The 14,736-nt window shown below is 55.3% G+C and carries 10 protein-coding genes and 1 pseudogene; 4 read left to right on the plus strand and 7 right to left on the minus strand.

Features of this window, described 5'->3' with window-relative positions; genetic code table 11:
• Nucleotides 1-177: 177 nt before the first annotated feature.
• The 5 genes from AK81_RS02270 to AK81_RS02290 all read right to left on the minus strand — a co-directional run bounded on the left by AK81_RS02270 (nt 178) and on the right by AK81_RS02290 (nt 7,600).
• Entirely contained in the window at nt 178-1,992 is a 1,815-nt protein-coding gene (locus AK81_RS02270) for an ATP-dependent helicase (RefSeq protein WP_043196460.1), read from the minus strand.
• On the minus strand, nt 1,979-3,769 hold the full coding sequence (locus AK81_RS02275; RefSeq protein ID WP_241496049.1) for an ATP-dependent nuclease: 1,791 nt from the start codon (nt 3,767-3,769) through the stop codon (nt 1,979-1,981). Before AK81_RS02275 ends, AK81_RS02270 begins: the two co-directional genes overlap by 14 nt.
• A gap of 275 nt (nt 3,770-4,044) precedes the next feature.
• Nucleotides 4,045-5,370, minus strand: a complete 1,326-nt coding sequence (locus tag AK81_RS02280) for a hypothetical protein (RefSeq protein ID WP_043196461.1) — start codon at nt 5,368-5,370, stop codon at nt 4,045-4,047.
• Nucleotides 5,371-5,516: 146 nt separating this feature from the next.
• Entirely contained in the window at nt 5,517-5,783 is a 267-nt protein-coding gene (locus AK81_RS02285) for a hypothetical protein (RefSeq protein WP_043196463.1), read from the minus strand.
• An 815-nt stretch (nt 5,784-6,598) separates the two neighbouring features.
• A complete protein-coding gene (locus AK81_RS02290; protein ID WP_043196465.1) occupies nt 6,599-7,600 on the minus strand; it encodes a DUF4917 family protein in 1,002 nt (333 codons plus the stop codon).
• Between the two features lie 399 nt (nt 7,601-7,999).
• Here AK81_RS02290 and AK81_RS02295 point away from each other — a divergent pair, with 399 nt between their 5' ends.
• Together AK81_RS02295 and AK81_RS02300 are read left to right on the plus strand one after the other, a co-directional pair.
• Entirely contained in the window at nt 8,000-10,348 is a 2,349-nt protein-coding gene (locus AK81_RS02295) for an AAA family ATPase (protein WP_043196466.1), read from the plus strand.
• Between the two features lie 3 nt (nt 10,349-10,351).
• Nucleotides 10,352-11,452, plus strand: a complete 1,101-nt coding sequence (locus AK81_RS02300) for an endonuclease (RefSeq protein ID WP_241496050.1) — start codon at nt 10,352-10,354, stop codon at nt 11,450-11,452.
• Nucleotides 11,453-11,570: 118 nt separating this feature from the next.
• On the opposite strand, the pseudogene AK81_RS27820 reads toward AK81_RS02300, so the two are convergent.
• Nucleotides 11,571-11,723: pseudogene (locus tag AK81_RS27820) on the minus strand (IS5/IS1182 family transposase); the annotation flags it as partial.
• 671 nt (nt 11,724-12,394) lie between these two features.
• On the opposite strand from AK81_RS27820, the gene AK81_RS02305 reads away from it, so the two are divergent.
• Both AK81_RS02305 and AK81_RS02310 read left to right on the plus strand, forming a co-directional pair.
• Nucleotides 12,395-12,712 (plus strand): type II toxin-antitoxin system PrlF family antitoxin, encoded by a 318-nt coding sequence (locus AK81_RS02305; RefSeq protein ID WP_043196467.1) that lies wholly within the window; start codon nt 12,395-12,397, stop codon nt 12,710-12,712.
• Nucleotides 12,712-13,173: a type II toxin-antitoxin system YhaV family toxin gene (locus AK81_RS02310; RefSeq protein ID WP_043196468.1), complete on the plus strand. Its 462-nt coding sequence runs from the start codon at nt 12,712-12,714 to the stop codon at nt 13,171-13,173. The genes AK81_RS02305 and AK81_RS02310 overlap by 1 nt, the downstream gene beginning before the upstream one ends.
• Nucleotides 13,174-13,255: 82 nt before the next feature.
• Here AK81_RS02310 and AK81_RS02315 read toward each other — a convergent pair whose 3' ends face one another.
• A complete protein-coding gene (locus tag AK81_RS02315) occupies nt 13,256-14,719 on the minus strand; it encodes an MFS transporter (RefSeq protein ID WP_043196469.1) in 1,464 nt (487 codons plus the stop codon).
• Nucleotides 14,720-14,736: the final 17 nt, after the last annotated feature.

Genomic DNA, 14,736 nt, shown 5'->3' on the forward strand with positions numbered 1-14,736 from the left:
AGCCTGCCTGCAGCGGATAATACGTTATGACATCAGACCTCTTCCCGCTGCTGACGCCTTCAATGCGGTGGATGCGCCTTACCCTCTCTGCCCCCACTCAATCAAGATTTTGGACATGCACTGAAAGCCCCCCCTACCACCTTGGAAGTTGTAGTCTTCAACGGCCGCTTACAACACTCACAGACCGGCTGCACGCATTCGTTGCTCCAGCTCATCCAAGAATGGCGAGCGCCCCAGGCGCATCGGGCCATAGCGGCCGTCAACGAAACCAGAGTACAGCATATGGACCTCATCACGCGCACGTGTAACCCCAACATAGAAAAGCCGGCGACTTTCGCGCAACTTCTCGGGGCTCTCATTTCGCCATGGCAAATTTCCGAGATCGAGACCGACCATGATTACCACGTCATACTCACACCCCTTCGCTGAGTGCAGTGTCAGTAAATTGAGGTGGTCCGGCGAACCATCACGTCCGCCCAAGCTCGTGATGTCCAGCGTAGCCAACGCACCGCCCTCGGCGAGAGCTGTCGTCATACGATCTAACTGCTCTTTCTGATCAGCGAGCGCCAACTCATCATGAACTAGGCGATCCACGATCCCGTTACGTAACGAAGCAACAAAGTTACGTGCGGGCTGCTGGTCAGCACGCAATTGCCACAGTAAAGCGGTGAGCTCATGCCCTTTGCGTCGAGCGTGCACATCGTCTAAGCCCGACCTGTGGAAGGCGAAATAGCGGTCAATTAGCCCGCGCAGTTGCGGATGTCCGACACGCCAGCCACCCGCACACCAAGCAGCGCAATCCTCCACCCAACTCGTCAACGCAACCTTACGATAAGGCGCAGCGGTGTCCACCCGGATGTAATCGAAGCCGCCCGTTGTCACCGCCTCAGCGACCACATCGCCTGCACGATAATCTTTATAAAGAATTGCGATATCGCCCAACGTTCGCCCCGGCTTAGACGCTAAGGCCGTGGGAATGATCTGAGCGACGGCATGTGCGGCCTGATCCGACAGCCCATTGGGGCAAAGGACGAACTCGATGGTCGTCTGACGGGCTGGGTCATTCGCCCTATAGCCTCGAGCTTCACCCAAAGCCATTTCCGAAGCACTGACAATTCCGGCGCCTGAGCGATAGTTCAGCTGAAGTCTGACTGGTTCGATGTCTTCGCGCGCGGCGAGCTCCATGAGCAACGCGCCATCGGCACCAGTGAAACCGTAGATTGATTGGTCGGCGTCGCCGACCGCGAACAGGCGCACACCACCATCGAAAGCCAGGCGCGTAACTATTCGATGGAGTGCGACCCCCAGATCCTGATATTCATCGACTGCCAGCACTGGAAATTTTGCCTGCACCAGCGGTAGCACCCAATCATGATCGGAGATCAACTGCTGGCCAAAGACAACCATGTCGTCATAGTCGATTAGCCCATCCTGACGCAATGCAGCTTCGTAAGCGTCAGCCCAAGCGGCGAGTTCCTCTTCGCTACTCCAAGCAATGCTATTTCGGTTCAGTACGGAGCGGCGATGCCGTCCAAGATCGATCGCTTTGTAAGGGTGATTAGGTCCGAAGAGCCGGTCTCCAGATTGCTTGAGCAAACGCTCACCCACTCGCTGAGATGCCACTGAGAGAGGGAATTCTATCGGCAGATCAGCTAAGCGCCCGTATGGCATCAACAGATGGCGCAGACAGAACCCATGGACAGTGCCAATGAATAGGTTCGGCGCCTCTCGCAACCCCAACACCTCAAGCCGGCGAGTCAACTCACGCGCACACTCTTGGCTGTAAGTGATGCATGCAGCACCACGGGGGGGCTGAACGTCCTCAGCGAGGATACGGGCCAGCTTCAATGCGAGCGTCTTGGTTTTTCCGCTTCCAGGGCCAGCGAGTACTACGCAATGCCCCTGAGAGTTATATGCTGCCAACTGACCTGGGTTTCCTGCCAACTCGGCTGCCTGTGCCAAGTAGGCTGTACTGACACTACGCGACGGCATTGCGGATGTGCTCCAGCGCGGCCCGAATATAGCCCGGACAAACGTGCTCCGAAACAGATGGAGCTAGAGCCTGCGCAAATCGCCCCTTCCCGATCCTATCGATCAACTTCAGCAAGCGGTCTTCATCGACCTGCCCCGGATCGTCGACCCACTGTTGTAGGGCGCCCAAAGTAACCCGCCTTAGAGAGAGTTCCTCTAAAATGACCTCCTGCATCGCTTCCGCGAGCCCGCCCGCGAAAAGCTCAGTTTCCAAGGTGTTTTCGTTGACGAAGTATCCGTACTCTTCGCCTAGCTCAATCACCTCATCCGCATCCAGGTCCTCATGGTCTACGTCGCTTTGAACCACATTAAGAACGTTGATCAGTCGTCTGCGGACCAACGGATGATTGCCGTTGACGGGATCAAGATCCGTGAGAATCACATGGGGGATGTCTAGGCCCTCGGGGCCCAGAAGTTTTACGTAGGGTGTAAAGTTGGTTCCCCCAACCGAACACACGGTAATTCCAAGCATGTCGAGCGGGATTTCTAGAGCCTCGGCGAATGCGGGAACGAGGAAGCGCTCCGCGTCTCCCTCAACTAAAATCACACCTCGAGCGAAGAAAATCTCGCCTCTAGTAACATCGATGTAACGCTGAAGGTCCTCCTCGTCACGCTGAGTAAAAGGCGCGTTCGCTGTGGAAACAGCGACAGTCTCACCTAACACCGCGTCATGCCGCAGTAGAACGATTGATCTGATCGGAGCTACGCTCGCGATATGTGGCGAATGTGTAGTGAGGATTGTTGTCAGCGGGGGGGAATCCTCGCCATCCTCAGTTTCTCTTCCGAGAAAATAGCGATAGACGAGGCGCTGCACATGTGGATGCAGATGCGCTTCAGGCTCCTCGACTACAAAGAAGGTATGGTCACGCTCCCCGTCGGTGACGAGCCGATCAAGCTCGAGGCTTTTTAACGCCAAAAAAATCAGGTTTGCGGTTCCCAGGCTGGCTTCACCGACGCTGCGTACGCCATTGTCGATCAGTAACCGCAAGCTACGCAGTAACGCGTCCACTCGAGTGGGAGCGAGTCCGAGCGATACAGGAACCGCATGCTGACCACCAGCGATAGCGATTAGCCGATCGCTGATGCGGTTTGCCGCAGCCACCACTTCATCGTGGCCGGCCAGTTCGCGCTGTGCTTCATCGATCTGGTTCTGAATCTCTTCACGGGCATCGTCGTCCAAAGACGCGGCAAGATCCTCGATGAGCGGCCTCAATGGCGAATTGCGCCAACTTGCGAGATCCTTCTCGGCGTCACGCAACGCTCCCTGTACATCCATTGGCAACATGCGTCGAAGGCCGCCTCCGACATGCATTTCGGGATCGTGACCACCAAAGACTACGTACTCATAGTCAGTTAGTGATTCTGCTGCATTTCGAAGCGCGGCTTTAGGCTGGTAACGATAAGTAAGTCGAGCCACCATAGGAGGGCCTGGATCGATCACGCAATCGTTGAGGTGGGCCATCAACCGAGGGTCGCCGGTGAAGTCCGTCAGATCCACGGAAATTTCAATGCTCTCGCCAATCTTATTGGCGCCTAGTCCATCCCAAAAATGCTCAAGGCCCAGCTGCCTATCCCGCTCAGACAACCTCGGATCAAGAATCAGCTGCAGCCCGCGAATGAAGTTGCTTTTACCAACCTTGTTTTCTCCAACAATGACTATGCTGTCACCGGTCTCGACGTCAACATCCGAGAAATTAGCGAAATTGATTAGCCTGACACGAGAAATCCGCATTTCCATCCCCATCCTTTGGCTTGTCACAAATAGTAGTATTTCAATGCCATGATTCCATTCATTCCCCCTCCGGAGGCTATGTTGAGCAGGCCCACGTACCCAGACAGATACGCGGAGCCCTTGACGAACCATAGAAGTCCAGAACGTTGGAATTTCACATGTCAGGCCCAAACGCACAGTTGAGCGTAGACCGGATTCTTACTCTTGATGACGATCTTCGCTAAATCGTAGGTCTCGTAAGGTGCAGGTGTGATGATCTCATTAAGCACTGACGGTGAAGTTCAGTCGTGACCGGCAAGCCTCGCTTTGAGCATATCGAGTAAGCGGGCTCTTTTTTCAGCATCCTCCACCAGACGCTGACGTGCTGCGGACAAGGTGTATCTTAGGAACTCCTTGGCACGAGCCTTTATCAGCGCTGCGACGTCATCATCGCCGAACAACACCGCAAGGTATTCGAGTTTGCACACGAAGCGTTGGGTCTCCTTTGCGTCGACATCAGCTTGTGTGAGTTGCTTATCCAGTTGGCTCCAGAACTCCTCAGTGTTGATCCATGCGCCCAACTCCCTGCATTCGGATTCAAGCCGAACGTGATGCTGTTCGATTCCCATGGTGAAGATCTTCTTGACCTTCTTTACTGTCGGCTGCCGAAGCACATCCAGGAGACCGTTCAACGGAAGTTCACTGTGCTTGGCGAGCACCAGAAGGAGATCGAGATCTAGCATGAAGCTCACTGCGACCTCCCGGAAGCTGGCGTAGAGATCCCGACCGTGAGCGATGCGATTGCGACGAATCGGCATGATGAAGAGGAGGTACTCCATGCCGATTACATCGGTGTGCTTCTGGATCGTCTCGAGCAGGTGATTAAGAGCAGCTCTCTCACTCATCGACTCCTTCAGGCCAAGCGTCTGGCAGATGTTGTGAATGGTCCCTTCGATGAACGGCGGGAGGATGAACGACAACGAAATGTAATCGCGTTGTTTGAAACGCTCGACGATGTGCTCTACGAGATCGCCCTTGCCAGCAACATGAATGTCGTTACGACCGGCCTCCAAAAACCTCGGAATGATGTTCTCCTCGATGTAACACTCAGCTACCTGGTAGTAGTCATCGGTTACCTCCCGACGCTTGTAGTACGCCCGAATCTCGTCGATATTCTCGCGGTACACAGATACAGGCAGTGACAGGAAGCGAAAATCAATTTCCTCCAGGAGATCGGGATTCAAGTTTCGGGTTCGCCGATTACGGAACCGATAGCTATAAGTGAGGGCGTCAAAGAGGCACGGTGGACTGAAGCCCAGAAGTGACCCGGAGCCAAACGCCCTCTTCATCTCAGGGCTGCATTGAAACGCAATAGTGAGCGAAGCGTTGTCGAGTTGAACCTTGATGTACTCTTCTATTTCGGCCGCAGCAGCCTCGTTCTTCTGGAGAAAGTACTCTAGCGCACGCTTGCGATATCGCTGTTCTTGAGTACGGCTTTCGTCGTCATCAGGAACTGTCGGAGCGTCTAGCTCTGTCTTGATCCGGCTAATCTGCTCGTTGATAGCACTACGATCCTTCTCTATTTCTACGAGCAGTTTCGCTTTTACCTCGGCGGCTTCATCTTGCATTTCAATGTCCTTGTGCAACGCATTCTAAATGGTTGCCGACGACTTACCGGCAGCCATGGGGGCCGAGCAGTATAAGGAAGTTCAAGTCGCCTCACCTTCAATGTGCGCTCCACAGCTGACTCAGGCATCTCGTAAACTCCGGTTGATCAAATCGGCTCAGCAGGTGCAATTGCAGAGCGGACCGTGCCTTTCTCCGAAAGTGCATTGATGCAATCCATCGCCTGCATCACCTCACCGCTACGCTCGTGCTGGGTCACCTCGACTAGCCCCCCTGAGAGCTCGCCGGGCTGACGTAAATCGAGCAGCATGAGCTCAACCTTGCTGAACGCCAGTCCCGACTGGGAAACCGACTCCAGCCCTTCGCTTGCTGCCTTGATGATCAAGCGCGTATAGCTAGGGTGCGGCAATTCCACACCCACTCCTTTGGCGATAGCTCTTGCCAAGCAGACGAACGACATGGTTTTTAGATTCGCAGAGCGGTGGGTCATGCGCGGTTAGGCCCCACGTAAGATCTGCTCAAGTAAGCGCAAGTCCAAAGACGTGGTCGCCCACCCTTTCCGCAGGCCGTGCACGAACACGCTTGCGAAGGTCTTGCTGTTGGCGCTGGCGTCAAATTGACCCATTGGCCAATGCCATGATGTTCCAACAGCAACCGCATAAAACCAGCACTGGTAACGGTTCATAAGGTAGAAGCTTGGATCAGTAAGGTTTCAGCAACAGGGTCAATGCTGTGCTGGCGATAACAGTCACGCCACCTCCTATGCAATTTGCGCCGACAGTTCCGCAAATATGTCGTCCGCCGCTGACTCAACGCCCTAATAGAATCACAGCAGGTGCAGGCGCAAGCATCATCCCTACCGCTCGGCTAGATGTAGGCATTAAAGAAGAGCTAGGTGCTTAGCCCGGGAACACGCAGAAAAGCCTTCACCGGGAAGCTATGTTGCCATGCGACCACACTGGCGTCGCTTTTGAAGGAGACCGCAGCGTAGTAAATGCCAAGACCTGACTGCTTACCTGGCCAATTGGCGCGCTGGCCTGCCGAATGTCCAGGCTGCGGCAATACCCCTATCAAGGTCGTGATGCAGAAGTTCATACCTCAGACCATCGTCGTCGGCAATTACCACGCCGGGTGACAAAGCAGTCTTCTGCAGCAGCCAATCCTGTCCGGTAGAGCCATGCCGGCAGCGACGCTGTTTGCATGGCCTTTCTAGCTCCCAAAAGTTCCAGTCTATTCGTCTGCCGGGTGAATCCAGCACCCGGGACTCTCACTATCGAAGAAATCTACTTCTACCTCGCCGAGGTCATCCTGGATGATCTGATGGGCCGTATTGCAGTAAGCCTGGCTGCCCCGAAATACTGAAACGGCCACACGCTGGATGCCACTGCCTCGCATTCGCTTGAGCAGGTGCCTGTCATGCTCCCCCAGTCCCCAGCCGAACAGGGTCAGCGATCTGCGTGGCGATGTGAGGACCTCCCGATAGACCGTGGACAGGTAATAGCTGCTACGGATTGAGTTGATTTTTTGCCCGGCGGTGCCCTCACTGACGAACAGAGGCACAACTCGTTCGCTACGCCACTGCCGCAGGATCGCTTCCAGCAGCCCATGGCCTGCAGCATGGATTTTGAACTCTTCCTCCACGTTATTACGGCTCAGAGCCAAGCTACCGTGGGGGTAGAAGACCAAGGTATTTTCGCGCTCGCCGTAAAGCGAACGGAATCGCCGCCAATCGTCGTCAAAACTGCCGTCGCGGAAGCAGTCCTTGAACTTGTGACCATCGTCGACGTTAAAGCCGTGCGCCATGGTCCAGTAGACCAGCAAGTCGTAGTTCAGCGAGAGCACCGTGTCGAACCCTTTAAGGTACTGGTACATGTTGGGCAGATGTTGTGTGACCTGCTCGTACTCAGGGTGTACGCTGCGGACCGCTTGTATTAAGGAGTCTCGAACTCGCACATACGCCTGGTGCGTTCGCTCGTCAGGAATTTCAAGTGACCGGTTCACGTTGCTGGCCTGCCAGACCAGCCGCAGGACAAGCTCAAAATCGCTGGTTTCGAAGAAGTCGAACAGGCGCTGCACATCGCCGTCGAGCAACTCATTCTCGCGAGCGTGCGTCAGCAGAGAGCCATACGCGAAGGTCGGCGCAATCGCGATGCTCGCACCGTTGCCGAGCAAGATAGTGCCGCGACGGTAGTTGTTAGAAATTTCTGCCCACGGCAGGATGGGGAATGGCATACCGGCTCCGCTCTGGATGTTGTCGCGCGATGATAGCCGTACCCGGTGAACGTTTATCAGTGACCGCGTCAATAAAAGACGTGATCACCGAACCGCGGCAAGAATTGAATGAGTGCACGGAAGGAAACTGTATGAGTGGGGAGTAGCTGTCGACCTGATTGCCGGATGCTGCTTTCCGCCACCGCATGTTGTAGGTCGAAGGCGGCCGGCTGGGAGTAACGGCTATTGCTTGAAACAAGCCATTCCTGTAGCCGTGGACACTAGGTATGCCCCAATGACTCGTGACAGCCTTCGCGGACCATCACAGACTTTTCGATAGTGGCCCCATGCTATATCGTGCACCCTGTGTTTGGCGATGATCTGTGGCGGTTTGTTTCGCCGTGTCAGGGAAGATGAGCAATGCAACGATTTTTACGCAACAAAGTACCTCCCTCCATTTTCCGCGAAAAGCAATTCAGGAAGTCCAGAGAGCAACTGCTGGAGTTCTTCAGTCTGGACACTCAGGAGCGCTCTCAAACCCGTGTGCCCATGGAAGACCTGGAACTGAATCTGAACCAGGTCAGCCCTGTTTATGATGCGCTGGGACAAATGTTTCGATGGAAATGCGCATTTTGCGAAAGCAAGGATCATCCACTTCCCTACCGATTCCGACCAACGTCGTCTGCAACCTCTACGATGGGAGGGATTGACTCGCATCTCTACTATGTCTGGCTCGCCAATGCCTGGGAAAATATCTATCCCATCTGTCTGAAGTGTATTCCGCGTCAGCCTTCGTTCTTTCCGGTCAAGGGCAAACGTGCTCCGATTCCGAACCTTGAGCAATTGCGCCAGTATGCCGATGACAATCTCGGTTCATGGCGCTTCTCCACATACCGCGAGACAGCCGTTTTGCTTGATCCGTGCGTTGATCAGCGTTTTGAAAAGCACTTTTTCCCCTCCGTTAATGGCGAGCTGCTGCCACTGTCTGAAGAGGGCGATATCACAATCGCTAATTTTCGCCTGGACCGTCCAGAATTGAATGAACTGCGGGAAGCCAGACTTCGGCAGTACCGTGAAGAACTATTGGCGTCTGGTGAACACCTGCCGCGATTACGCCAGGCTACCTTTCAGACCTATTTTGACTTCGCCGAACTTGAGTTCGGTGGCCTGTGGTACCTGCAATGCCGGCGAATTGCGCTGTACTTGTCACAAAGAGCTGGCCTGACAATGCCTACCGGCCGCTCCGGGGTGGCAAAGACACTGAAAACCCTGCTTTCAGTCGGGGACTATCAGCAGACGCGTGAACAATTGCAGGGGTGGATTGAAGAAACTGACTTCGGCCGTAAAACCTTGAACATACCGCCAACGGACTATGGCGTTCTGGGCACTGAGCCAGACCAGCAGAAGACACCTGTGCCGCTGGTTTACCCGTCCTTGCATTCCATCGAACTTCAGCATTTCAAGGCGATCGAGCACCTCGAATTGAATCTCGGCACACTCAGCGCCGAATCGCAGTTGAGCAATGAAACTCTACAGCCAGCACTGCTGATACTGGGTGAAAACGCCACCGGGAAAAGCTCGATTCTCGAAGCGATTGCGCTTGCGCTGAGCCATCCAGATACACCTGCCACCTTGAACCTGACACCTGCCTCCTTCGTACTTTCTCCAGCCCAACTGGGCTCGGATGACGTGGCCTCTAAAACCCTGGCACAGGTACGTTTGAGTTTCGACGAGGGGCAAGCCAAAGTCTTGAGGATTGATGACAACGTCTTTCGACCGGATGGACTGGATGATGTACCGCCGGTGTTCGCTTATGGCGCCTTTCGCCAATACCAGAAAAGATCTCCTCAGGCTCATGAAGCCAATCACGCGATCATCAACCTGTTCGAAACGGATCGCCTGCTGGCCAATCCGGAGCAATGGCTGCTCGGGCTGGAAGGCGAAGACTTCAATGACGTAGCCCGTGCATTGAAAATCATCATGTCTGTGGACGGCGACATAAAAGTCATCGAAAAAGCGCCCGACGGTAAATCCTGCCTGATCGTGACGGTCCCCGCCGGTGTAGTGACCAGGACACCGCTCAATGATGTGTCCTCAGGCTACAGAACCATCCTGGCAATGGTGTGCGACATCATGCAACGGCTCATGGACCGTCGCGTCCATCCCCGTTTTCAAGGACTTGAGCATGCCCAGGCTGTGGTGTTAATCGACGAAGTCGAAGCGCACCTGCACCCGCGCTGGAAAATTCAGATCATGCATGTGTTGCGCAAGGCCTTGCCCAAGGTCACGTTCATCGCCACCAGCCATGACCCCCTGTGTCTGCGCGGCATGCAGAAAGGAGAAGTCGTGGTCGTTCAACGTCGGTCCAAGGCTGGCGGGGCAAAAACTCAGTACGCCACGTGCATTGAGCAATTGAGTGATCTACCGGACTCCTCCCGGTTGACGATCGAGCAGTTGCTGACGTCCGATTTTTTCAATTTGATGTCAACTGATCAGCCGGAAATGGAGAAACAACTGGCCAGCGTGGCCGATCTATTGAGCAAGCGCAAAAACAGAGAGGTGTTGACCGCCCAAGAACAGCGGGTCATGGCCTATTTCGAAGATGAGGTCAACGACGCGCTTCCCGTTGGCACCAGTGAGGCCCAGCGTGTCGTTCAGGAGGCTGTCGCCGAATTTCTTCAGCGGCGAAAGAAGGAACCTTCCAGTGAGTGGGAAACGATACGTGTGGAAACCAAGACCAAAATACTGAATATCCTCAAGGACTTTTGAACCGTGCGCTTCGTTAACCGATCCCTCGTGAAAAAGCCCCTGGCGATGTTGCCGAGAAAGACCACAGTCAGTGCCGCGGATCAGGAACTCACTGATTTAACCGCCTATTTCAAAGAAAAAACGGCTGCACTTGAGACCTTGGCGCGCGCCAGAGCCACGCTGGCGGCCGATGATCCGGTTGTGATTGAAGCCGCAAAGGCAGTGGACTCCTTGAAAAAACCCCTTTTCAAGACCTATCGCAAAAATTCGGTCAAAACCCAGTTGTTAGCGCTGTTTCATGGCAAGTGCGCGTATTGCGAAACGTTCTACCCTGCCGTGGCCCCGGTTGACGTAGAGCATTACAGGCCGAAGGGGGGCGTAAATGATACTGACCATACGGGGTATTGGTGGCTGGCGATGGATTGGGAAAACCTGCTTCCCAGCTGTATCCATTGCAACCGACTGAACGAACACATCACACCGGTGCTCTCGACCCAATTGGTTGAACTGCGCAGTGACCACTTAGGCTTCAGCAAGCAACGCAGGGTCACTACAGGCAAAGGCAACCATTTTCCAATCCTGGGGCCGCGCGCGACACAGGACTCGAGGGACTGTTCAACGGAATACGCGTTGTTACTCAATCCCTGCCGGGATGATCCACAAGAGCATTTAGCCTTCCATGTCGACTGCGAAAAGCTCATTGGGTTGGTGTTACCAAAACCACACGATGGCGCGGGGCTACCTGAAGTCATTCCAACCCAAGATCTACTCCCGGAATTCAAAGGTGAAATTGATAAGGCGCTTGAAGACAAGCTCAGTCTTCGTGGCGCGGTATCGATCCATACCTACGGACTGAACCGTTTGGGGTTGGTCCAGGATCGCACGCGAGTACTGCGCCAACTCGCCTTTATGGAGGAGTCAGTAAAGGATCTTTGCGCGATGATTCTGAAACTCGAAGTGTGCAGGAATGCTCCGTGCGCGGATGAAAACAAGCGCATCATAAACCGAATGGAGGCATTGATAGACCGTACGGTGCGACATATGAAAGAGATGGCCAAGCCTCAAGCACCCTACTCGACGATGGTTCGCGAATATCTGGCTGGTTTCGAGAAGCGCCTCGTCTGATCAAAGCTTACCTGGCAGGCCGTCCATTCGCTTTCAACGCAGGTGTTCGATCCTTGCTGGCAACCCAACACAGTTTTGTCATCAAACCAATTGATAGCACCCTAACGAAAGGTGCATGCTAGGCTCTGTACGAAAAGAGATGCCGCAAACACCGCATGGAAAAAGCCAGTGAGACCATGGCCGGATAGCTTTTCGCGAGCTTGTCGAAGCGTGTCACGATCCTGCGGTTCTCTTTCAGCCAGCCAAACATGCGCTCGATGATGTCGAATTGACCCAGTGGGTGACGGCACGCTGAAGCCCTTGTGGTACTCAGCGCAGTGACTCGGTACTTTCAGGGCATCGCCCACCACGGCATTTTTCATGATGATCTCGAGGGCATGTGCGACAGACTCGTGCAGCCTCTTGGGGTTAAGTTAATCGTGCAATCGAAAGGATCGTTGAAGCTGGCAGAGCTGGACTGAATCGTCCCTGGTTTCGTAGAAACCTCCAAGACCAGCAAACCAATTACGCGGATGCAAATATTGAGTCGAACACAGCCGATCGGAGTTGCTGCTCTCGAGCGAGAGCGGATTAGCGTGTCCTTGATGAGCCCTGCAACCAACCTCCAGATCCAATGAGGAGTTACACCGAAAGCCAGTCACTGCCATACTGGAGTCCGTGAGAAATCGCCGCTCGCGAGCGCTCTCGCACCCTGTGTAACTGGGGGCAAAACTGGGGGCATCATTAGTTTTTTATGACCTGAAACTACCGTCCTAGAGCCTAGTCAAAATGTTCTTCGGGGATCCGGATAGTCTCTAACTGATCGTGTCTGCGGAAATTGCGTAATTCACCCTGAGGCGCTTTCGAGTCTCCACCCTGTCGATTCTGAACCAGGAAAAAGCTGAGATTGACGACGTAAGGATTTTTCCTTACCATCCAACTCTAGCATCCGGGAGAACATTCATGCCTGCCATCCACGAAATCGCCACGCTGACTTCGAAAGGCCAAGTCACTCTACCGAAATCTATCCGCCAATTACTGGGCCTGAATGCAGGGACCAAGATCGCCTTCGACGTGCGAGGAAATGAAGTCGTGGTCAGCGTAGTGGAGGCCGATCACAAAGACCCCGCCATCGGTGCGTTTCTGGACCTGCTGGAGGCTGATATCCGAGGCGGCCGCAACCTCAACACTCTGCCGGAAGACTTGGCGCAAACCATGCTCGCCAACGTAAACCACTCCGTAAACCTGGACGAAGATATTGATGGTGAGGTCGCGATCTGATGCTGCGACATGGCTGGACACTGTTGTTCCATGAAGGTGTGACTTTACAGCTACGCAAATTGCAAGAAGCCGCCGCCCGAGCTGAGCAGCACGATCCGCAAGGTTTTGAAAGCAACGCCAACGTTAAGCTGTTTCGGGCATTGAGCCACCTGATCATGGAAGCTGTACCAGCCGACCCGGGCCGTGATGAGTTCCGCCAAGGCAACACGCTAGGCACGGCCTACCGACATTGGCGGCGGGCAAAAATCGGCAGGCGCTTTCGGCTGTTCTTTCGCTACGACTCAAGATCCAAGGTCATCGTCTATGCATGGATCAACGACGAAAATACCCTACGGTCCGCAGGCAGCAAATCCGATCCATACGCCGTATTTGAGAAGATGCTGGGCCGCGGCAACCCTCCTGATGACTGGGATGCGCTGATTGCTGCGACGCGTAGCGACTGGGACGAACCCAAAGCATGAGCGCCGAGCCTTCTCGACCTTTTTCAGCACGTTGGGAACCGTTGATCGCTATAGCGCTACACCTGCTATCGCACGGTCCCTCTTAACAGCCTGCCGCCCGCTGCTGTCCCCTCGCCAACATCAGCAACAAAATACCGACCAGCACCGCTGCTATCAAGTTGTAGAGCATGCCCGTAACGAAAGCCGACGCGTAGTGATCTGCCTGCACTCCCCCGCCAGCATCCGCGACAAGCGCCTTGTTGAACAGGATGCCCACTACCCCTACTCCCAGCGCCGCCCCCACCTGCTGGACAGTCGAGATCACACCCGACGCCATGCCCGCCTGGGCTTCATCGACAAAACCCAATACCAGGTTCAGCAGTGGCGTCATGATCAAACCCTGACCGGCGCCGAGCACCACCAGCACGGGAATCAACCCCGTGGGCATCAGGGCCGCACCCGCCATCCAGACCTGCGCAATCAGTAGCCCGATCGACACGGCATACACCATCGCACCTGCGACGATGGCGCTCGCTCCCCATCTCGCCACCAGCCTCGGCGCGACAAGCGACGCCAGCACGAAGCCCACGCTGCATGGCGCGAAAATGCCACCCGCGGTGAGAGGATCAAGCCCCAGCCCGGTCTGCACCAACAAGGTGAAGCACAAAAAGAACGAACTGGACGTGGAATAAACCAGAAACACCAGCAATGCGCCCAGCGCGAAGTGACGCTGAGCCAGCAAGCGCATATCCACCAGTGGCAATCCGCCCTCCGCTCTTCGCTGCTCCTGCTGCCGATGGAAAAGCACCAGCAGTACTGCCGCCAGGCCAAACGACCCTAGACTCCAGGCTGGCCAGCCTAGCGCCGGTCCTTCGATCAACGGCACCAACAGCAGCACCAGGCCGGTGGTGACCAACCCTACACCCGTCCAGTCCAGGGTTGGTCGCTGTGGTGCGCGCGACTCAGGGATATAACGTGCCGCAGCGATGGCCAACAGGCCGATAGGCACGTTGATAAGGAAGATGCTACGCCACCCCAGGCTGAACACGTCGGCATGAACCAAACCTCCCCCCAGCACCTGGCCTGCGATGGCGGCCAGTCCTAATGTCATGCCCAGTAGACCAAAGGCACGACGGCTATCGCCGTCGTGGAAATTGACACGGATAGAGGCATAGACCTGCGGGAACAGCAAGGCCGCCGCCAGCCCCTGTAATACCCGCGCACCCATCAGAAAGCCGGCAGTGGGAGCCAGCCCGCACAGCAGGGAGGCGAAGGTGAAGCCGGCCATGCCGATCACGAAGAGGCGGCGGCGCCCGAACAGGTCGCCCATACGGCCACCGGTAATCAACAAGACGCCAAAGGCAAGTTCATAACCGGCAACGATGAAGCCAATCTGTGCGAAGCTGGCCGCCAAGCCTGCTTGCATGCTGGGGATGGCCACATTGACCACGAACAGGTCGAAGATCGTCACGAAGCCCGCCAACAGCAGCACGGACAAACCGAGCCAGGGCGGGCCGTCGAGGGTGCGCGGCGCAGGCAGCACCGAGGGGTGGGTGTTTGAGTTCATCTTGCGCATCCTTGGGA

Source organism: Pseudomonas putida W15Oct28, assembly GCF_000708715.2.
In the GTDB taxonomy this organism is placed as follows: domain Bacteria; phylum Pseudomonadota; class Gammaproteobacteria; order Pseudomonadales; family Pseudomonadaceae; genus Aquipseudomonas; species Aquipseudomonas putida_R.

Coding starts and splice junctions, on each gene's coding strand:
- AK81_RS02280 (WP_043196461.1), bottom strand. CDS start 5,370: ATGCAAGATGAAGCCGCCGAGGTAAAAGCGAAACTGCTCGTAGAAATA.
- AK81_RS02275 (WP_241496049.1), bottom strand. CDS start 3,769: ATGGAAATGCGGATTTCTCGTGTCAGGCTAATCAATTTCGCTAATTTC.
- AK81_RS02310 (WP_043196468.1), top strand. CDS start 12,712: ATGCTGCGACATGGCTGGACACTGTTGTTCCATGAAGGTGTGACTTTA.
- AK81_RS02290 (WP_043196465.1), bottom strand. CDS start 7,600: ATGCCATTCCCCATCCTGCCGTGGGCAGAAATTTCTAACAACTACCGT.
- AK81_RS02305 (WP_043196467.1), top strand. CDS start 12,395: ATGCCTGCCATCCACGAAATCGCCACGCTGACTTCGAAAGGCCAAGTC.
- AK81_RS02295 (WP_043196466.1), top strand. CDS start 8,000: ATGCAACGATTTTTACGCAACAAAGTACCTCCCTCCATTTTCCGCGAA.
- AK81_RS02315 (WP_043196469.1), bottom strand. CDS start 14,719: ATGAACTCAAACACCCACCCCTCGGTGCTGCCTGCGCCGCGCACCCTC.
- AK81_RS02270 (WP_043196460.1), bottom strand. CDS start 1,992: ATGCCGTCGCGTAGTGTCAGTACAGCCTACTTGGCACAGGCAGCCGAG.